The sequence below is a fragment of the Pseudomonas sp. NY15356 genome (assembly GCF_048068175.1).
Lineage (GTDB): Bacteria > Pseudomonadota > Gammaproteobacteria > Pseudomonadales > Pseudomonadaceae > Aquipseudomonas > Aquipseudomonas putida_K.
This window is the reverse complement of record NZ_JBLUPW010000041.1, coordinates 13,827-33,600: the sequence shown is the minus strand read 5'-3', so window position 1 is coordinate 33,600 and position 19,774 is coordinate 13,827. Positions and strand designations below refer to the sequence as shown.

The 19,774-nt window shown below is 62.0% G+C and carries 18 protein-coding genes; 13 read left to right on the top strand and 5 right to left on the bottom strand.

Annotation, left to right across the window (positions count from 1 at the left end; translation table 11 throughout):
- Window positions 1–1,086 (bottom strand): cache domain-containing protein (locus tag ACNFCI_RS22550; protein WP_416768252.1); only part of this gene is annotated, 1,086 nt, incomplete at its 3' end.
- 327 nt (window positions 1,087–1,413) lie between these two features.
- On the opposite strand from ACNFCI_RS22550, the gene ACNFCI_RS22545 reads away from it, so the two are divergent.
- The 6 genes from ACNFCI_RS22545 to ACNFCI_RS22520 all read left to right on the top strand — a co-directional run bounded on the left by ACNFCI_RS22545 (window position 1,414) and on the right by ACNFCI_RS22520 (window position 6,553).
- The gene (locus ACNFCI_RS22545; RefSeq protein WP_368829717.1) at window positions 1,414–2,379 is read left to right on the top strand and encodes an amino acid ABC transporter permease; all 966 of its coding nucleotides are present in this window, start codon (window positions 1,414–1,416) and stop codon (window positions 2,377–2,379) included.
- A 15-nt stretch (window positions 2,380–2,394) separates the two neighbouring features.
- Window positions 2,395–3,156, top strand: coding sequence for an amino acid ABC transporter ATP-binding protein (locus ACNFCI_RS22540; protein WP_324815134.1), 762 nt, complete (start codon window positions 2,395–2,397; stop codon window positions 3,154–3,156).
- A gap of 38 nt (window positions 3,157–3,194) precedes the next feature.
- A complete protein-coding gene (locus ACNFCI_RS22535) occupies window positions 3,195–4,034 on the top strand; it encodes a transporter substrate-binding domain-containing protein (protein ID WP_084858001.1) in 840 nt (279 codons plus the stop codon).
- A 131-nt stretch (window positions 4,035–4,165) separates the two neighbouring features.
- Window positions 4,166–5,473 (top strand): NAD(P)/FAD-dependent oxidoreductase, encoded by a 1,308-nt coding sequence (locus ACNFCI_RS22530; protein WP_368829718.1) that lies wholly within the window; start codon window positions 4,166–4,168, stop codon window positions 5,471–5,473.
- Between the two features lie 24 nt (window positions 5,474–5,497).
- Entirely contained in the window at window positions 5,498–5,968 is a 471-nt protein-coding gene (locus ACNFCI_RS22525; protein WP_084858003.1) for an Lrp/AsnC family transcriptional regulator, read from the top strand.
- A 93-nt stretch (window positions 5,969–6,061) separates the two neighbouring features.
- Complete coding sequence (locus tag ACNFCI_RS22520; protein ID WP_084858004.1) at window positions 6,062–6,553, top strand: GNAT family N-acetyltransferase; 492 nt, start codon at window positions 6,062–6,064, stop codon at window positions 6,551–6,553.
- A gap of 151 nt (window positions 6,554–6,704) precedes the next feature.
- Here ACNFCI_RS22520 and ACNFCI_RS22515 read toward each other — a convergent pair whose 3' ends face one another.
- The 3 genes from ACNFCI_RS22515 to ACNFCI_RS22505 form a co-directional block, all read right to left on the bottom strand.
- Complete coding sequence (locus ACNFCI_RS22515) at window positions 6,705–6,896, bottom strand: DUF4223 family protein (RefSeq protein ID WP_084858005.1); 192 nt, start codon at window positions 6,894–6,896, stop codon at window positions 6,705–6,707.
- Window positions 6,897–7,172: 276 nt separating this feature from the next.
- A complete protein-coding gene (locus ACNFCI_RS22510) occupies window positions 7,173–8,189 on the bottom strand; it encodes an Ldh family oxidoreductase (RefSeq protein ID WP_368829719.1) in 1,017 nt (338 codons plus the stop codon).
- Between the two features lie 94 nt (window positions 8,190–8,283).
- A complete protein-coding gene (locus ACNFCI_RS22505; RefSeq protein WP_368829720.1) occupies window positions 8,284–9,906 on the bottom strand; it encodes an APC family permease in 1,623 nt (540 codons plus the stop codon).
- Between the two features lie 475 nt (window positions 9,907–10,381).
- Between ACNFCI_RS22505 and ACNFCI_RS22500 the strand changes: the two genes are divergently transcribed.
- The 6 genes from ACNFCI_RS22500 (at window position 10,382) to ACNFCI_RS22475 (ending at window position 17,050) form a co-directional block, all read left to right on the top strand.
- Entirely contained in the window at window positions 10,382–11,095 is a 714-nt protein-coding gene (locus tag ACNFCI_RS22500) for a helix-turn-helix domain-containing protein (RefSeq protein ID WP_416768253.1), read from the top strand.
- A 171-nt stretch (window positions 11,096–11,266) separates the two neighbouring features.
- Window positions 11,267–12,199, top strand: coding sequence for a 4-hydroxyproline epimerase (locus ACNFCI_RS22495; protein ID WP_324815152.1), 933 nt, complete (start codon window positions 11,267–11,269; stop codon window positions 12,197–12,199).
- Between the two features lie 70 nt (window positions 12,200–12,269).
- A complete protein-coding gene (locus tag ACNFCI_RS22490) occupies window positions 12,270–13,217 on the top strand; it encodes a dihydrodipicolinate synthase family protein (protein WP_084858010.1) in 948 nt (315 codons plus the stop codon).
- A gap of 124 nt (window positions 13,218–13,341) precedes the next feature.
- Window positions 13,342–14,919, top strand: a complete 1,578-nt coding sequence (locus tag ACNFCI_RS22485) for an aldehyde dehydrogenase (NADP(+)) (RefSeq protein WP_368829721.1) — start codon at window positions 13,342–13,344, stop codon at window positions 14,917–14,919.
- A 108-nt stretch (window positions 14,920–15,027) separates the two neighbouring features.
- Complete coding sequence (locus ACNFCI_RS22480) at window positions 15,028–15,687, top strand: GntR family transcriptional regulator (protein WP_084858012.1); 660 nt, start codon at window positions 15,028–15,030, stop codon at window positions 15,685–15,687.
- Between the two features lie 76 nt (window positions 15,688–15,763).
- Window positions 15,764–17,050, top strand: coding sequence for an NAD(P)/FAD-dependent oxidoreductase (locus tag ACNFCI_RS22475; RefSeq protein ID WP_368829722.1), 1,287 nt, complete (start codon window positions 15,764–15,766; stop codon window positions 17,048–17,050).
- 86 nt (window positions 17,051–17,136) lie between these two features.
- Here the strand turns inward: ACNFCI_RS22475 and ACNFCI_RS22470 are convergent, their stop codons facing one another.
- Window positions 17,137–17,469 carry a YegP family protein gene (locus ACNFCI_RS22470; protein ID WP_224456543.1) on the bottom strand — a complete coding sequence of 111 codons (333 nt, stop codon included), beginning with the start codon at window positions 17,467–17,469 and terminating at the stop codon, window positions 17,137–17,139.
- A 601-nt stretch (window positions 17,470–18,070) separates the two neighbouring features.
- On the opposite strand from ACNFCI_RS22470, the gene ACNFCI_RS22465 reads away from it, so the two are divergent.
- Window positions 18,071–19,633, top strand: coding sequence for a site-specific integrase (locus ACNFCI_RS22465; RefSeq protein WP_309295530.1), 1,563 nt, complete (start codon window positions 18,071–18,073; stop codon window positions 19,631–19,633).
- The last annotated feature ends 141 nt before the right edge of the window (window positions 19,634–19,774 follow it).

The following is a 19,774-nucleotide window of genomic DNA, read 5'->3' as shown; positions in this document are numbered from 1 at the left end:
GTCATGCACCAGGCGGGTGGCCGAGGACACCTCGCTGATCGAGGCGTGAATACGCTCGACGAAGCGGTTGAACGAGGTGGCCAGTTCGCCGAACTCGTCCTTGTGCTGCACTGCCAGGCGGCGAGTCAGGTCGCCTTCGCCTTCGGCGATGTCCTGCATGGCGCGGCCCATGGTGGTCAGCGGGCGCATCAGCACCGGGATCAGCAGGCCCAGCAGGCCGGCGATGGCGGCCACGGCGATGAGCATGGCGATGATCGCCGAGGTGCGGAACTGGCTCAGGCCTGCGTAGGCCTTGTCCTTGTCGATGGACAGGCCGATGTACCACTGGGCCGAGGGCAGGCCCTGCACCGGGGCGAAGGAAATGATGCGGTCCTGGCCGTTCAGGGTGACGTCCTGCATGCCTGGCTCGACCTTCAAGGCGGCATCGGGGTAGATGTCCTTGAGGTTCTTCATCACCTGGTCCTGGTCGGGGCTGACGATCACCTGGCCGTTGCGGTCGGCGAGGAAGGCATGGCCGATACCGCCGAAGTCCACCGAGTTGATCAACCGCACCAGGGTATCCAGGCTCAGGTCGGCGCCTGCCACGCCCAGCAGCTCACCGCTGGCCTTGGCCTTGACCGGCGTGACGATGCTCATCATCAAGCCTCCGACGGTGCCCTGGTAAGGCGGGGTCAATACCGTACCGCCGGCAGTGGCGGCTTCGCCGTACCAGGGCCGCTTGCGTGGGTCGAAACCTTCGGGCAACTCCACGAACGGTCGCTGGGTGAATACCCCGTCAGCCTGGCCGAGGTAGGTGAAGAGGAAGTTCTGCGTATAGGACGGTTGCTCGACCAGACCGGCGACATGTTCGCCGATGCCCTGCTGAGCGATGTCCTGGGCGAGGTTCTCGAGCATCAGGATGCGCCCGCTCATCCAGTTCTGCACGCTGCTGGCGGTCAAGGCGCCAGCCTGCTGCACGGAAGACTCGATGTTCTGGCGGATGGTGTTGCGCTGCAGGTAGTCGTTGTAGAGGGTGAACAAGGCAAACGCCAATACCACGACGCCGCAGGCACTGAGCAGTACCTTGTGGCGGAATTTCAGGTTCATGTTCCGGACCTTGGATGGATTGTTCTTTTTATCGCACGCCCATGACTGGATGGCGGGACTCTCGCTTCCCTATCGGCTGGCCGTGTATGAATCTTGAACGCTGTAGCGATTTTTCATACAAGCATCCAGCCATTTTTCCTGCTCGACACCGTAAAAACAGCCGGGCGTACACTGGCCGGGCCCTTGAACATTTGTAGGGGAATGATCCGAACAATTGATCTTGAAAAAGACCGATAACAAGCATTTCGACGTCTGCCTACCGGCATTGTGCGCCCCCATAATGGCCCCACAACAACAAGAGGAGCCCAGCTCCGCAGAGGCAGACACATGTACAAAGACCACATCGTCAAACCTCGGGCGACCGATAACGTCGCATTCATGGGCGCAATCGCCGTGGCGATCTTCACCCTGGCGCTGTTCACCGGCCTGGGCGAAAGCGGCCTGGCCCGATTGATGGGCCCGATCGTTCTCGACCTGCATGCCCCCTTGCTGCGCGATATCGCAGTGGCGGGCACCCTCACCGTCACCCTGGTGCTGAACCTGTTCATCCTCGGCCGCTTCCCTTTGCGTGCCCAGGTCATCACGGTGTGGTGCGAGCTGCTGGTGCTGTTCCTGCTGTTCTTCGATACCTTCAATTTGTCCTACAGTTTCATCGCCAGCAAAGTCGGCTTCATGATCACCCAAGGGGTGTTCACCACCGTCTACGTCTCCACCCTGTCCATCGCCATCGCCTTCGTCCTGGCACTGCTGGGCGCAACGGCTCGACTGTCCTCCAACGGTTTTGCCATTGCCATCGCCAGCTTCTACACCTCGTTCTTCCGCGGCGTACCACTGCTGATCCAGATCTACCTGATCTACCTGGGCATCCCCCAGCTCGGCTATGTGGTCGGGGCCGTGCCGGCAGGGGTCCTGGCGCTGTCGCTGTGCTATGGCGCCTACATGACCGAGATCTTCCGCGCCGGCATCAGCAGCATTCCACGCGGTCAATGGGAAGCGTCCCGGGCCATCGGCCTGACACCCCTGCAAACCATGACCCGAGTGATCCTGCCGCAGTCCATGCGCCTGATCATCCCGCCAACCGGCAACCAGTTCATCTCCATGCTCAAGGACAGTTCGCTGGTATCGGTGATCGGCGTCTGGGAGCTGATGTTCCTCGCCCGCACCCAGGGGCGTGCCGAGTTCCGTCATCTGGAAATGCTGATCACCGCCGCCGTGCTCTACTGGCTGCTGTCGATCCTCCTGGAAACCGTCCAGGCCCGCCTGGAAAAGCGCTTCGACCGCGCCCACCGCTGAACAAGGAGCCCTTCGATGAACCTGGCCCACACACCCGCGGTTTCGCCAGCGGTGGCGATCCGCGACCTGCAGAAATGGTACGGCGACTTCCATGTGCTCAAGGGTATCGACCTACAGATCGACAGCGGCGAGATCGTGGTCATCTGCGGCCCGTCCGGGTCCGGCAAGTCCACTTTGATTCGATGCCTTAACCTGCTGGAGGACTTCCAGCAAGGCGAGGTGCTCATCGCCGGCAATGCCCTGACCCGCAGCGCCACGAGCGTGGCCGCCATTCGCCGCCAGGTCGGCATGGTGTTCCAGCAGTTCAACCTGTTCCCACACCTGACCGTACTGGAGAACCTCATGCTCGGCCCACGCCTGGTCAGCCGGCTCAGCGAGGCCAAGGCACGCGAACTGGCCTACGAATACCTCGACCGGGTGCGCATCAAGAGCCAGGCCGACAAGTTTCCCGGCCAGCTCTCCGGCGGCCAGCAGCAACGGGTGGCCATCGCCCGTGCGCTGTGCATGCGTCCCCGCATCATGCTGTTCGACGAACCGACCTCGGCGCTCGACCCGGAAATGGTCAAGGAAGTGCTCGACGTGATGGGTGAGCTGGCCCAGGACGGCATCACCATGCTGTGCGTGACCCATGAGATGGGCTTCGCCCGCAAGGTGGCGGACCGGATCATCTTCATGGACCAGGGCCGCATCATCGAACAGGCCGAGCCCCAGGCCTTCTTCGACAACCCGCGGCATGAACGCGCCCGGGAATTCCTTTCGCAAATCCTCAGCCACTGACATCCGACAACAACAACCGTGTAACCGGAGACCTACCGATGACCTCAGTCGCTCGCCTATTCGCTGCCGCCGCTGTCGCCGGCGCCCTGTCGATCACCACCTGCGCGGCCTGGGCCGGCGCGACCCTGGAACGTATCCAGCAAAGCAAGGTGCTGAAGGTGGCCACCGCTGCCAACTGGCCGCCCCAGTCGTTCCTCGACGCGGACAACACCCTCAAAGGTTTCGACATCGACGTGGCCAACGAAATCGGCCGCCGCCTGGGCAGCCAGGTGACCTTCGTCACGCCGGAGTACGGCATCATCACCGCCGGGCACTGGTCCAGCCGCTGGGACCTGTCGGTCGGCTCCATGACACCGACCACCGAACGTAGCCGGGTCCTGGACTTCCCGGCCATCTACTACTACACGCCCTATGTGTTCGCGGTGCACAAGGATGCCGCCGGCACCAAGGCCGCCGACCTCAACGGCAAGGTCATCGGCGTCGAGGCCGGCACCACCTCCGAGGACTACATCAACCGTCGGCTGAAGATAGACGCCCAGGACGTGCCGCCCTTCAGCTATGACGTGCAACCGGGTGACGTGCAGACCTACGGCGACAGCATGGGCCCGCTGGACGACCTGCGCATCGGCAACGGCACCCGCCTGGACGCCACCCTCTCGGCCTTGCCGACCATCATGGGGGCGATCAAGCACGGCTATCCCATCGTGCCGGTGGAAGGCAAGCCGGCCTACTACGAACCCCTGGCCATCGCCGTGGACAAGGGCGACGAAGCCTTCAGCGCCGAGCTTGCCAAGATCGTCGCCGGCATGAAGGCCGACGGCACGCTCAAGCAGTTGTCCGAAAAATGGTACGGCGCCGACCTCACCAAAGTGCAGTAGCCGTCGTAATGCGCCGCCGCGCAGGGAAGCGGCCGGCGAGCGCAGCCCCCAACACCTCGAAACCACCAAGCTGGCGCCCTTACGTCACGCAGGGCGCATGGCCTCCCTGTGCCCAAAGGATGACCCATCCCATGTCCACCTACAGCAACAACTACTACACCGCCACCATGCGCCCTGCCCCACCGCGCCCACCGCTACAGGGCACCGTCCAGGCCGACGTCTGCATCATCGGCGGCGGCCTGGCGGGGCTGAGCTGCGCCTGGGAGCTGCTCGCGCGGGGGCGGTCGGTGGTGCTGCTGGAGGCTGCACGCATCGCCTGGGGTGCATCGGGCCGCAACGGAGGGTTCGTCCTGCAAGGCTGGTCGGAAGGTTTATCGGCCATCGAGCGGCGCTGCGGCACCCACACCGCGGCATCGCTGTTCAAGCTGTCGCTCGAAGGGGTCGACATCGTGCGCGACATGATCACCGAGCACCAGCTGGAGGGCTGCGCCCCGACCACCGGCAAGCTCAGCGTGGTGCGCTACGACGACGCCGACAACCTGCAGCGCCTGCGCGACCGCATGGCACGTGAGTTCGACTTCGACCTGCAATACCTCGATACCCAGGCAATCCGTGGCCAGTTGAATACCGATCGGTACTTCCAGGGCCTTCGCGACAGCCATGGTTTCCATTTCCATCCGTTGAACTACTGCCTGGGCCTGGCCAAGCGGATCGAAGACAAGGGCGGTCGGATCCACGAGCATTCATCGATGGTGCAGGTGCACAGCCGCGCAGGCCGGCACCGGGTCCAGACCCGACACGGCACTGTCGACTGTGCAGATGTGGTGTATTGCTGCGGCGGTTATGGCGGCCCGGAGTTCGGCCACCTTCGCCGCGCATTCCTGCCCATTGCCACCTACGTGGTGCTGACCGAGCACCTGGGCGAACGTCTGAGGGATGTGGTGCGCACCACCGATGCCGTGGGCGACAACCGCCGTGCCTCGGACTACTACCGCATCGTCGATGGCGATCGCCTGCTGTGGGGCGGTCATATCACCACGCGTAACCTGCAGGATGAAAAACGCCTGGGGCAGTTGTTGACCCGCGACATCCTGGCCGTCTACCCCCAACTGCAAGGGTTGAAGATCGAAAAAGCCTGGTCGGGGCTGATGGGCTATGCACGCCACAAGATGCCGCATATCGGCCCCATCGGGCCGCGGCTGTGGTCCTGTACATCGTTCGGGGGCCATGGTATGAACACCGCTCCCATCGGTGCGCGGGTGGTCGCCGAGGCCATCTGCGGTGAAACCGATCGCCATCGGCTGTTCGATGCCTACGGCCTGGAATGGAATGGCGGGCCCTTCGGCCCGGCCGCAGCGCAAACAGTCTATGCCGGCCTCAAGCTGATGGACATGTTCCAGGAAGCACGTTCGCATCGGCGGGCCGCCCTCAAGCCATGAAACCGACCGAGGCCATCACCCCCCATGGATGCGCAGACCCCCGGCTCCCTATTCAGCCTGACCGAGAAGGACAGGCAACTGCTCGCCCTGCTGCAGGCCAACGCCCGCGAACCCACCGCCTCGCTGGCACGCAAGCTCGGCGTGGCGCGCTCGTCCGTGCAAGAGCGCATCCAACGCCTGGAAAAAGCCGGGGTGATCACCGGCTATAGCGTGCGCATCGACCAGGACAAGCTGCGCCAGACCATCAACTGCTTCACCATGACCTCCTGCACCAACAAGAGCTACACCGACGTGATGACCGCCTTGCGCAAGATGGAGGCGGTGCAGGCGGTGTATGCGGTGTCTGGCGAGTCGGACTTCATCATCCACCTGGCCACCCACACCCTGGGCGAGCTCAACGCCGAGCTCACCCGTATCAATATGATCAAGGGTGTGGCCCACACGGCCTCGCATATCGTCATGGAAACCAAGTTCAGCCGACGCCTGGAGTTGTAGCGCCCTGCCTGTATGGCGTATTTCAAGGCGATCTGTAGCTAACACCCGCCTAGTGGGTGCTCTAGCATCGAGCCCACTGATGGAGGGCATGCCATGAACGAAGTCCCCGGCAATATCGACTGCGCGGGCCTGAAAGTCCGCCGCCTCGGCCTCGACGATCTGGAGGTGATCTGCCGCCACCGCGAGCAGATGTTCCTGGAGGCCGCCGGCGATCCTGAACAACTTCGCCAGATGACCGAGCATTTTCGGCCCTGGCTGTCACAGCGCCTGGGCGATGGCCGTTACTACGGCTTCGCCTTGGTAGAGGGCGAGCAGGTCGCCGCCGCCATCGGCCTGATGAGCATCGACTGGCCACCGCACCCGGCCCATCCGACCCGCGACCAACGTGGCTATGTGTTGAACGTGTTCGTCGAACCCGACTACCGGCGCCGCGGCCTGGCGTCAGCGTTGATGAAGCTGGCCGAGGCCGAGTTCGCCCGGCGCGACATAGCGTTCGCCGTGCTGCATGCCACCGAGGCCGGTAGGCCGGTGTATCTGGCGCAGGGGTGGAACGCCACCGCTGAAATGGCCAAGCACTTGGGTTGAAAGCGTGCAAGCCGGTATGGCGCTATCCCTAAAAATAGCGCAGGACAGGTGGGAGCCGGCTTGCCGGCGATAGGGCCGGACCCGGTAAAAAAAACCCCAGCCATAGGATGACTGGGGTTTTTGATCACACCGAAAACGGTGTGTTCCAGAATTACTGCTGCTGCGGCAGCTTGTCGATCGGACCGCAACCGCCAATAACTTTGGAAATGGAAACCGAAGGGTGGAACAGGTAGTCGTACGAGCAGTTCTTCTGCTGGTTGAAGACTTGGCCGGTGCAACCGGAGAGCAGCGCCACGCCGGAAACGACAGCGACAGCAACAGTGGCCTTGATCAGCTTTTTCATTACTAAATCCTTTAATTTATAATTCACCACCGTACTGATGGCGCCGCGATATTAGCAAACGCGTTCAAAAAAAAGAATTGCCAATGTGCACAGGCTTAGTTGAACGGTTACAACGGCTTGTTTATCAATCCAAAGCCTTGATCCCCTTTAGTATTTCCACTCAATTGAATGCCTGCTCGCCATACAAAAGTACCGCTCGGAAGTGTGAATTGCATCACGAAAGGCAACTTGTGAAGTTCAACTCGTTGGCCTGTTTCTCTTCACGTATTGGCCGCCTCAAAGCAATTGACGCACCTCCTCGACCACCTGCCGGTTGACCCAAACCCCTTGCGCCTGCGATCGCTTGCGAGCACTGAAACGACGCTGGGAAGGCAGGCGTGCACCCTGTTCGGTGATCGCGGCGAACAGGTGTTCCGCCCGCTGCATCCCGGCTTCGACATCGTCACCCAGGAAGGCCTTGGGGTCGAAGGCCAGCAAAAGCTCGCCATGGCACGGCGTGGCACCGGCGCCGGCATCGAACGCCATGGATTCGAGGCTGGTCATGTCACCGATCAGCGCGCCAGCGAGCAATTCGATCATCGCCGCCAGGGCCGAGCCTTTGTGGCCGCCGAAAGTCTGCATCGCACCCGCCAGTGCCGCGCTGGCATCGTTGGTCGGCTGGCCATCGCTGTCCAGCGCCCAGCCATCGGGGATCGGCTTGCCCTGGCGAGCGTGCAGTTCGATGTCGCCACGGGCGATGGCGCTGGTCGCGAAGTCGAACACGAACGGCTCGTTGCCCGGGCGCGGCCAGGCGAACGCCAGGGGGTTGGTGCCGAACACGCCGCGCTTGCCACCGGCCGGCGCTACCCAGCTGTGGCTGGGGGTCATTGCCAGGCCGACCAACCCGTGGGCGGCGATGGCCTCGACTTCCGGCCACAGGGCCGAGAAGTGGAAACAGTTACGGATGACCAGCGCTGCGATCCCTTGCTGCCGTGCTTTCTCCACCAACAGCGGCAGGCCGGTCTGGAAGGCCAGGAGCGAATAGCCCTGGTGCGCATCCACCTTGACGATGGATGGGCCCTGGTCGTGCACCGTCGGCAACACTGCCGGGTCGACCTTGCCAGAGCGCAGCGATCGCACGCACACCAGTACCCGGTACAGGCCATGGGAATGGCACTCGTCGCGCTGGCCCTGGGTGATCACCTCGGCGATGGCCTGGGCGTGGGCCATGGACATGCCATTGGCGAGCAGGGCATTGACCGCCAGGTCATGGACCTCCTCGAGGCTCAGGTGGACGGAATCAGTCTGGTTCATGTGTTTTCTCCTTGAAGCAACACTCCTCCTGCGGACACGGCTGCCATCACGGCGCCGTGACCAGGGCTTTCGCCCTGGATCGCGGGGCGTCGGGTCAGCCGGCGTGTGCGGTGCTCAACCCCTGCACCGCAGGTTGCGCGTGGGGCTCGTCTTCTTCATCGGCTTCCAGGCGCACCAGGTGGGCCGGCACGCCGGTGCAGGCGCCCCAGTAATAGATACCCAGCGAGCACAGGGCGACGATGACGTTGTCCAGCGGATGGGCCAGCACACCCAGGCCGCCGAAGCTGCCGAGCTTGGACAGCACGATGATCATCGCGTAGAAGCCCACCAGCCAGAGCGAGGAACGCACCTGTTGTTTGAGCGACAGGTGCTCGGTGGGCACGAAACGCCCGGCCAGCAGGTAGACCAGGAACATCAGGATCTGCAGGCTGAGCAGCCAGGACACGGTGTTCCAGCCAGACCAGTAGACGATCAGCGAGGCGATGATGAACGACACAGGGCCCAGCACGCCCAAGGCCTTGACCCGGAACGGACGCACCAGCTCCGGGGCGCTGCGGCGCAGGGCGGCGACCGAGACCGGCGCCACCGCGTAGCTGAGCACCAGCGCGGCGGACACCACGTTGATCAGCGCCTCCCAGGACGGGAACGGCAAGGTCCAGAAGATCGACATGGCGAAGGTCAGCCACAGGGCCGGGCGTGGAATGCCGGACCCCTCGTCGATGCGTGTGAACACCTTGAAGAAGGTGCCGGTACGCGCCCAACCGTAGATGACCCGCGGCGTGGCGTTCATGTAGATGTTGCCGCAGCCGCTCGGCGAGATCACCGCATCGGCGATCACCAGGTAGGCCAGCCAGCCGACGCCCAGGGTGATGGCAATGTCACGGTACGGCAGCGAGAATTCTTTGCTGATCTGGCCCCAGCCGTTGGCGAGCATTTCGGTCGGCACACTGCCGAGGAACGCCACTTGCAACAGCACATAGATGGCCGTGGACAACAGCACGGAAAGAATGAGCGCGATCGGGATGGTGCGTTGCGGGTTACGCACCTCGCTGGCTACCGAGATGATCGGCGTCAGGCCCAGGTAGGCGAAGATGATGCCGCCACCGGACACGGCCATCTCGATGCCGGACATGCCGAACGGCGCGAAGCCCTGGATTTCCAGGTTTTCCGGGCTGAAGAAGCTGTAGAGCACGACGATGACCAGCAAGGGCACGATGAACTTGAAGGTGCTGATCAGGTTGTTGGTCTTGGCGAAGGTCTTGACGCTGCGGTAGTTGACCACGAAGAACAGGCACAACAGGGCGAACTGCACCAGCCAGCCGGCCAGGGTCGCGTCGTTGCTACCAGGCTTGGTCAGTTGCGGGAACCAGGCCGCGGCGTACTGCCGCGAGGCGACCACTTCGATCGCCACCAGGCTGGAGAACGCGATGATGGTGATGAAGCCCATCAGGTAGCCCAGCAACGGGCCATGGGAAAACACTGGGTAGCGCACCACGCCGCCGGCGCGTGGCAAGGCGGCGCCCAGTTCGCAGTAGACGATGCCCAGCAGCAGCACGGCGAAACCGCCGATCAGCCAGGAGATGATGCCCGCCGGGCCGGCGATGGCCGAGACGTGGCTGGCAGCGAACAGCCAGCCGGAGCCGAAGATTGCGCCCAGGCCGATGAACGTCAAGTCCATCAGCGACAGTTGTTTCTTGAATTTACCTTGGCCTGACATAGCTAAGCCCTTTTTTGTGGATTATTGAAATAGGCAGAAACTGTGTTGGAGATCGTGGTCGTTCGCAGGTGAAGCAAAGGCCTCTGGGTTCGAGGAGTGACGCTTGTCGCGATGGCGCAAGCGGCGTTTCCTGTTTCAGCGATGGGTTGCAAAAGCCCGTTCCAGACAGGCGGATGGTCTATGGCCGCCGGGCAGGAGTCAGGGTCGAGGAGGTGCCAGGCACGCTCGTTCTTTTCTAGGTTGAACTGATCGCGGCCAGGATTGCTTGATGGTTTTCATCAACCCTGATGACGAATTCGGCACAATTTGCATCCGCTGCTTGACGCCGGGCCGCCATGTGCAGGCATCCTGAAAAAAACAATCCGCCCGTGCCACACGGCCCAGGGACAGGCTCCCGAACTGCAGGACCGCCACCATGCCCGAGTCGCATTTCGCCGCCATCAGTGAAGGCCTCAGCGCCCATCGCCCCAAGAACATGAAGGAGCTCATGGGCTGCATCTCGCTGATGCAACCCATGCTCGATGCCATCCCCAACGCCGTGATCTTCGTCAAGGACGCGCAAGCCAGGTACCTGATGGCCAACCGCACGCTGGTGGAGCGCTGCGGCTTGAAGTCCCTCGCCCCGCTGCTGGGGCGCACCAGCGCGCAGGTCTTTCCGGCACAGCTCGGGCCGGGCTACACCGAGCAGGACCGGCGCGTGCTCGAAGGCGCCCTGGTGTTGCAGGACCAGTTGGAAGTGCACCTGTACGGGACACAGCAACCGGGCTGGTGCCTGACCCACAAGCGCCCGATCCTCAACCGCCAGGGCGAGGTCATGGGCCTGATCGGGGTTTCCGTCGACCTGCAGTCCGCCGCCCAGGCGCATCCGGCGTACCAACGGTTGTCGGCGGTGGATGCCTACATCCGCGAGCACTACCACCGCCCGATCACCCTCGATGACCTCACCGCGGTCGCCGGCCTGTCCGTGGCGCAGCTGGAGCGCTACTGCAAGCGGATCTTCCACCTCACGCCGCGGCAGATGATCCACAAGGCCCGGCTGGAGCAGGCGCACCTGTTGCTGCATTCCGAGCTGCCGATCACCGAGGTGGCGCTGCGCTGCGGCTACTCCGACCACAGCGCCTTCTCTCGACAGTTCAAGACCATGACCGGCTTCACACCGCGCCAGTATCGCCAGGCGACCCGCGGCTGATCGACTCGGGCCCGGCCCGCTCCTACAGGGGATGTCGGCTTACTGGCGATAGGCGTGATGGCGATCAAAACGTGTGAGAGGCTTGATTGTATAAAATCTACATTGTATAAAATCTGCAATCCGCCCTACCCCAGCCCTCCGGCTGATGCTTGCAGAGGATCCATAATTTCAATGAAAAGCATCCATGTCATCGACTCCCACACCGGCGGCGAACCCACCCGCCTGGTCATGAGCGGCTTCCCTGCCCTCGCCGGCCAGACCATGAGCCAGCAGCGCGATCACCTGCGCAACGAGCACGATCAATGGCGCCGGGCAACCCTGCTCGAGCCCCGCGGCAACGATGTGCTGGTCGGCGCCCTGTACTGCGAGCCCGTTTCGCCGGGCGCTACCTGCGGCGTGATCTTCTTCAACAACACCGGCTACTTGGGCATGTGCGGCCACGGCACCATCGGCCTGGTCGCGTCGCTGCACCACCTGGGCATCATCGAGCCGGGCGCGCACAAGATCGACACCCCCGTCGGCCCGGTGGAAGCCACCCTGCATAGCGATGGCTCGGTGACCGTGCGCAACGTGCCGGCCTACCGCTACCGCCACGATGTACCGGTACAGGTGCCAGGCTACGGCGAAGTGCGGGGCGATATCGCCTGGGGCGGCAACTGGTTCTTCCTGGTCTCCGAGCATGGCCAGACCCTGGAGCTGGGCAATGTCGAGGCGCTGACCGCCTACACCTGGGCCATCCTGCAAGCACTGGAGGCCAACGGCATCTACGGCGAGGACGGCGGTGTGATCGACCACGTCGAGCTCTTTGCCGCCGACCCGCAGGCCGACAGCCGCAATTTCGTGATGTGCCCGGGCAAGGCCTATGACCGCTCGCCGTGTGGCACCGGTACCAGCGCCAAGCTCGCCTGCCTGGCCGCCGATGGCAAGCTCGCACCGGGCCAGGCCTGGGTCCAGGCCAGCATCACCGGCAGCCGCTTCGAAGGCCGCTACGAACAGGAAGGCGAACGTATTCGCCCCTCCATCACCGGCCGTGCCCATGTCACGGCAGACAGCCAACTGCTGATCGACGAGCAGGACCCCTTCGCCTGGGGCATCTGCCAGTAACCCGAGCACGTCGCCTTACGACGCGACACCCCTGACCACCGACCTGAATGAATGCTTCAAGGAGCCCACAATGACTGACAATATCTTCACCGGCTGCATTCCTGCCCTGATGACCCCCTGCACCCCAGAGCGCAAGCCCGACTTCGACGCGCTGGTGAAAAAGGGCCGTGAGCTGATCGATATCGGCATGAGCGCGGTGGTGTACTGCGGCTCCATGGGCGACTGGCCGCTGCTGACCGAAGCCGAGCGCCAGGAAGGCGTGGCGCGCCTGGTCGCCGCCGGCATCCCGACCATCGTCGGCACCGGCGCGGTCAACTCCCGCGAAGCGGTTTCCCACGCAGCCCATGCCGCCAAGGTCGGTGCCCATGGCCTGATGGTCATCCCGCGCGTGCTCTCCCGCGGCTCGTCGATCCCAGCCCAGAAGGCGCACTTCAAGGCCATCCTGGAAGCCGCGCCGAACCTGCCGGCGGTGATCTACAACAGCCCCCACTACGGTTTCGCCACCCGCGCCGACCTGTTCTTCGAACTGCGCAGCGAGCACCCGAACCTGATCGGCTTCAAGGAGTTCGGTGGTGCGGCAGCCATGAGCTATGCGGCCGAGTTCATCACCTCCAAGGACAACGAAGTGACGCTGATGGCTGGCGTGGATACCCAGGTGTTCCATGGCTTCGTCAAGTGCAACGCCACCGGCGCCATCACCGGCATCGGCAACGCCCTGCCGCGTGAAGTGCTGCAACTGATCGCACTGTGCAAGCAGGCCGCCGCCGGCGATGCCAAGGCCCGTCGCCTGGCGCTGGAGCTCGAAGGCGCCCTGGCCATCCTGTCCTCGTTCGACGAAGGCGTCGACCTGGTGCTGTACTACAAGCACCTGATGGTGCTCAACGGCGACAAGGAATACACCCTGCACTTCAACGAGACCGACGTGCTGAGCGAGTCCCAGCGCCGCTACGCGGAAAACCAGTACGCGCAGTTCCGTCAGTGGTACGCCAGCTGGGTAGCTGAAAACAACCTGGCCTGATCCCACGCCTGTTTCATCTCCCTGAGGCGGCACGCCTGCCGGCGTGCCGTCTTTCTCCCCCGCCCTTGCCTGCCCGTCACGGCCAGGCGCGGGAACCCCGTCTTCTCGACCTCAGGAGAGCCCCATGAGTCTTTCAGGTAACCTGCTGATCGGCCAACGCGCCGTTGCCGGCACGCAAGCACCGGTCCATGCCATCAACCCTGCCACCAATGAGCGGCTCGAACCGGCCTACCTCGGTAGCAGCCGCGAGCATGTCGAGCTCGCCTGCAGCCTCGCCTGGGACGCGTTCGACCGCTATCGCGAGACATCGCTGGAAGCCCGCGCGGCCTTCCTCGAACGCATCGCCCAGCACATCGAGGCCCTTGGCGACACGCTGGTCCAGCGCGCCGTGGCCGAGTCCGGCCTACCGCAAGCCCGCATCCAGGGCGAGATCGGCCGCACCTGCTTCCAACTGCGCACCTTCGCCCGCACTGTACGTACCGGCGAGTGGCTGGACGTGCGCGTGGACCAAGCCCTGCCCGAACGCCAGCCCCTGCCACGCCCCGACCTGCGCCAGCGCCATATCCCCTTGGGCCCGGTGGCCGTGTTCGGCGCCAGCAACTTCCCCCTTGCCTTCTCCGTGGCCGGCGGCGACACCGCTTCGGCCTTGGCGGCGGGCTGCCCGGTGATCGTCAAGGCCCATAGCGCCCACCCCGGCACCAGCGAGCTGGTCGGCCGTGCCATCCAGCAGGCGGTGCGCGAGTGCGACCTGCCCGAAGGCGTGTTCTCGCTGCTGTACGGCTCGGGCACCGAAATCGGTATCGGCCTGGTCAACGATCCACGGATCAAGGCCGTGGGCTTCACCGGCTCGCGCAGCGGTGGCATGGCCCTGACCCAGGCCGCCCAGGCACGCCCGGAGCCGATCCCGGTGTATGCCGAGATGAGCTCGATCAACCCGGTGTTCCTATTCGAGTCGGCCCTGCGCAACCGTGGCGCCGCGCTGGCCGAAGGTTTCGTCGCCTCGCTCAACCAAGGCGCGGGCCAGTTCTGCACCAACCCTGGGCTGGTCATTGCTATAAAAGGTGAAGCCCTGGACGCCTTCATCACCGCCGCCGCTGACGCCATCGCCAGAAGCCCGGCCCAGACCATGCTCACCCCGGGCATCTACAAGGCCTACAGCAACGGCGTCCAGGCCCTGGCCAGCAATGCCAATGCCCACCTGCAGGCCAAAGGTGTCGCAGGCGAAGGCCACAACCAGTGCCAGTCTCACCTGTTCGTCAGCAGCGCCAGCGACTTCATGCGCGACCACGCCCTGCAGGCCGAAGTGTTCGGCTCCGCCTCGCTGATCGTCCAGTGCGATGACCTGGCCCAGGCCAGGCAGGTAGCCGAGCAGCTCGAAGGCCAGCTCACCGCCACCGTGCATATGGACGCTGCCGACAGCGAAGCGGTCGCCACCCTGCTGCCGACGCTGGAGCGCAAGGCCGGGCGAATCCTGGTCAATGGCTGGCCGACCGGCGTGGAAGTGTGCGATGCCATGGTCCATGGCGGCCCGTTCCCGGCCACCTCCGATGCCCGCAGCACCTCGGTGGGCACCGCGGCGATCCTGCGTTTCCTGCGCCCGGTGTGCTACCAGAACTTCCCGGACGACCTGCTGCCGCCAGCGATCAAGCAGGGCAACCCGCTGAACCTCGACCGCCTGGTGAATGGCCATCGGGCGCACTGACCGGCCTTTGGTACGCCTCCACCGACAGCCCCGCGCCACGTCGGTGGATGCTGCCAGGCCCTTTTGCATACAATATGCAAATTCCAACCGGGTCCCTGAACAGTAACTATGGCTAGCTTCAAGACACGTGCCCAGCACGTTGCGGACGATCTTCGCAAACGGATACTCAGCGGCGAGTTCAAAGGCGCCACCCAGCTGCGGCAGGACGCGCTCGCGCGCGACTACGACGTCAGCCGCATTCCGGTGCGCGAGGCGCTGCTGACCCTGGAGGCCGAAGGCCTGGTGGAGTTCCACCCCCACCGGGGCGCGTTCACCACCGAACTCTCCACGGCCACCATCCGCGAACTGTTCGACCTGCGCGTGCTGCTCGAATGCAGGGCACTGGCGCAGGCCATTCCGAAGCTGACCCCAAGCGAACTGGACCGCGCCGAGCGCCTGCTGGACCAATACGACGCTGCACTGGACTCGGGCAGCGATATCGACAACTGGAGCGAGCTGAACTTCGCCTTCCACACCGCGCTCTACTCGCCCGCCCAATTGCCGGAAACCCTGGCGATGATCACGCACCTGAACACCAAGTGCGACCGCTATATCCGCATGCAGCTGCTTTATACGCGGGAGATCCAGAAAGCCGAGAAGGAACACCGCGAGCTGTTGGAGTTCGCCCGCGACAAGAACATCGAGGCGGCCTGCCGCCTGCTGGACCGCCATATCCGTGAAGCCTGCGAGGGCATCGTCGCGGTCCTGGAAAACAGCTTGAACCACTGACCCCGCGCCCTGGGTATTTTCCAGGGCGTGGTTCGGACAAACCAATTGTATAAAATCTACGATCACGAGGTAACGGATGCATTCTGACGAACTTCGCCGTGCCGCCAGTAACGACGCCTATGACATCGCCGTGGTCGGCGCAGGGGTCGTAGGCGTCGCCTGTGCCCTCGCTCTATCCCGCCAAGGGCACCGCGTGCTGGTGCTGGATCGGGACGAACCTGGCAAGGGTGCATCGTTCGGCAACGCCGGCCACCTGGCCACCGAACAAGTGTTCCCCATTGCCGATGTGTCCATCCTCAAGCGCCTGCCGGCCATGCTGCTGGACCCGATGGGGCCGCTGCGCCTGGATTGGCGTTACCTGCCCAAGGCCCTGCCCTGGTTCACCCGATTGCTGCTGAACCTGCGCCAGCGCCCCTACCGCAACAGCGTCGCTGCATTGCGTGCGCTGAACGAAGCCAGCCTCGATGCCTGGCGCCGGTTGCTGGCCTCGATTGGGCATGCGCAGCTGCTCAAGGACGACGGCTCGCTGCTGGTGTTCGAGCGCTCTGAATCACACAGCGCCATCGAGGCCCTCAAGCAGAAGATGCAGGCCCAGGGCGTGCCCGTCGAGTTCTGGGATGCCGCCGCCGTACAACGCACCGCGCCGCAGTTGGCCGAGTCGATCCAGGGCGGGCTGTTCTTCCCCGCGACCGGGCATTTCATCGATCCGCACCTGGTAGTGACGACGCTGGTTCAGGCCGCCCGGGAAAACGGCGTGCGCTTTGCCCAGGAACACGTCGACAGCGGCCAATTGGTAGCGGACGGCGTGGCGCTACGCACCGGCAGCGGCGAGGTTCGAGCCCGCAAGGTATTGATCGCCTGCGGCGCCCATTCGGCCAAGCTCACCCGACAACTCACCGGCAAAACAGTCCCACTGGACACCGAGCGCGGCTACCACCTGATGCTGCCCCACGAGCACGACCGCCTACCCCTGGCCGTGACCTTCATGGAGCGGCGCTTCATCATGACGCCTATGCAAGGCGGTCTGCGCCTGGCGGGCACCGTGGAGTTCGCCGGGCTGGAGCGCGCGCCCAACATGCAACGTGCCTGGCAGCTTCATCGCCTGAGCCAGGGCCTGTTCAAGAATGAATTGAATATCGAAGCCGCGAGCACCTGGATGGGCTTTCGCCCTTCCCTACCCGACTCATTGCCGGTGATCGACCAGGCCTGCGACGGCCGCGTGCTGCTCGCCTTCGGCCACCAGCACCTGGGGCTGACCCAGGCGGCGACCACTGCGGAAATGGTGGCGTCCATGGCCGGGGCCGTGTCCATCGAGGGCAAACCGCTACCAGCGTTCGCGCCCTACCGGCTGGATAGGTTCTAGCCTGTACGGACATGTGCAGGCTGAACATGGCTCCACATTTCATGGTTGAGCCAAGCCCCTAAGGGTTCGGCTCAACCACACACCGCTTAGGTGAGATCTTTCACCGTTTTCGAAACACCATTGTTTTGCACCGACACGATGCCCGCATCTCGGGATTGTGACGTGGTGTACATCTGGCTCGTGCCAATGATCTGATGGTTGGCGGCCTTCAGGTTGAAATAGAACTTGCCATTGGAAGACTCCCGCTTTTCGTAACGCTCGGCCGACGGGCTGTTCGTCTGGACCGAGGCAATTCCATTCTCGGCGGACTTCTTCGCCTCATACAGCTCGCTGGTGAGGATGACCTCCCCGTTCCCTGCCTTCAATACGAATCTCACTTGATCGTTGCTGCTTTTGCTCAGTTCGAACCAGCCGGCCATAGGCGCTCCTTGGTGTGATGCGACGGTGTTGACGACATCGAATACCTTTCATGCCTTTCGAGTATGCACAACCTGTTGGACATTTCCATTAACAGCGCAACGGCGTAAGCAGTGGAGTTCGGTCGTATCCAGCGGGTGCTCGACCATAGACAAACCTGATGAGCCGACGCATCGGATGCGCCATTTGCATGGTTTGCCGTACGCGTACCGACAGCTCTTTGGGCGAACCCTCTGGAACGAGATACTTCACTTCGAAGTCACGCTTCCAATGGTCTTCGCTCCGCTCGAAATCGTGTTTTTTGGCACGCAATATACCGACGTTAACCAACGTCTTCGCCAGCAATCAGATTGACGTCATGGAAAGGATTTCCTGAACGCCGCCCACAGAAACACAAAGCCCCTGACTCCTTATTAGGAATCAGGGGCTTCGCGCTTCACATGTATGGCGGAGAGATAGGGACTTTCCGAACTCGACCCTCAAACCCTTTAAACTCAATGGGCACAGGAACTATCACCCACTTTTGCTACAAATTTTTGCTACAAATTTCATCCCAAAACAGCTACCTTTCAGCTTCCAAACCTACCCGGTCAGGGACGAAAAATGGCAAGCGAAAACCTCGTTTTACGGTCAGGCACATGGCACGTCCGCCTTACCGTCCCAAAGGACGTTCGGCACGTCTTGAACCGCAGCGAGTTCACCGAATCGCTCAAAACCGGCAGCAAGCCAGAAGCCCAGATGAAGAAATTGGCGTTTCTACACGTTTGGAAACAAGCCATCGCTACCGCTCGGCAACGCATCGCAGGACCTACCCCCGCCGAATTACCGGAAACGTCCTACAACATCGCCAAGATGATTGCATCGAGCCGAGAAAACGCCTTGATGAGCCTTGTCTTGCCCCAAGAGGGCAAAGAGGTTGACCCAAGGTTCACTCAAAGTGCCTTAGACGAACTCGGTTCTTTTATCATCGACGTAATGCTCCAATGCCATGGATGGCAAAGCCCAGAAGACGCCAAGGTTGATCTTTACAAGCAAAAACCTTTCCTCGAATACCAACTTTTCAAAGAGAAATGGTACGCGTTGGGTGAAAATATCCCACTCGAACGTAAGGTCGAGCGAATCAATGATTATACCCACCTACAAAAAACCGTCGAGCATTATGAGATAACCGCAGGGCATGCCATTAGCATCAGCAATATCGACGAAATCCGCTCCATTCTCGACAACCCAAGTAACTACAAAATCAAATCCCCTATCACAACTCACAGAATAGCCTCATTTGAGGCCTATCAGACGAATACCAAGGGTATCATTCAAAAGACAGTAGATACCCAAGTTAATCGCTTGAAAATAATAGGTTCTTGGCTTGAGGCAGAGCAACGCGACCTCAACCACGAAAGCATTGCCAGCTATCTCGATACGCTCGACCTATCCATTAAGACCAAAAAACAATACCTATTCGCAGGGTCAAGCTTTTGGAAATGGGCGATTAAACACGATGAGAATTTCAAAAAACTGCACCGTGACCAGCAATCCCCCTTTGAAAAGCACGATTTCCCAGTCAACCGCAGCAAAAGGAACGATGGATCAATGGAAAGGAAGGCATTCACCCCGGAAGACGTTGCAAAGCTCCATGAAGCCGCAAAAGCCACCAAAAACCGCGAAACCCTTGCAGATCTCATCCTTTTAGGTGCTTACACCGGAGCACGTATTGAAGAGCTTTGCCAGCTTCAGGCCCAAGATATCGTCAGTGAGGAAGGGGTTAAATGCTTCTACTTCTATGATGGGAAGACTGCCGCCAGCGAGCGACATACCCCAATACACCCGGAGATACAGGACACCGTAGAAAGGTTGATCCGTAATTCAAAAGACGGTTTCTTGATTGAGTCACCTGCAGGAAATAAATACGGCAACCGCTCAGACGCTCTCAGTAAACAATTCGGGCGATTAAAGACCAGCCTCAACTATAATAGCCAGTTTGTATTCCACAGCTTCCGCAAGACCGTTATCACGCAATTACAACGTGCAGACGTGCCGGGAATACTCATTGCCTCAATCGTCGGACATGAGACAGGAACAGTCACATTTGACGTATACAGTGCAGGGCCAAGTCCAAAGCAAAAACACGACGCGATATCAAAACTAAAATACGAGCTAAAATCTTAAAATCGCAAGCGTTACACGTTAAAATTCAGAACAATAATCACAGACTCCAAAGCTCTTACCCACCAGAAGAGCTTTTGACCTTCCCTAAACTACCATCTTTTTTACAAATCGTCTCGCATAATGCACTCCCCTGCACACGCC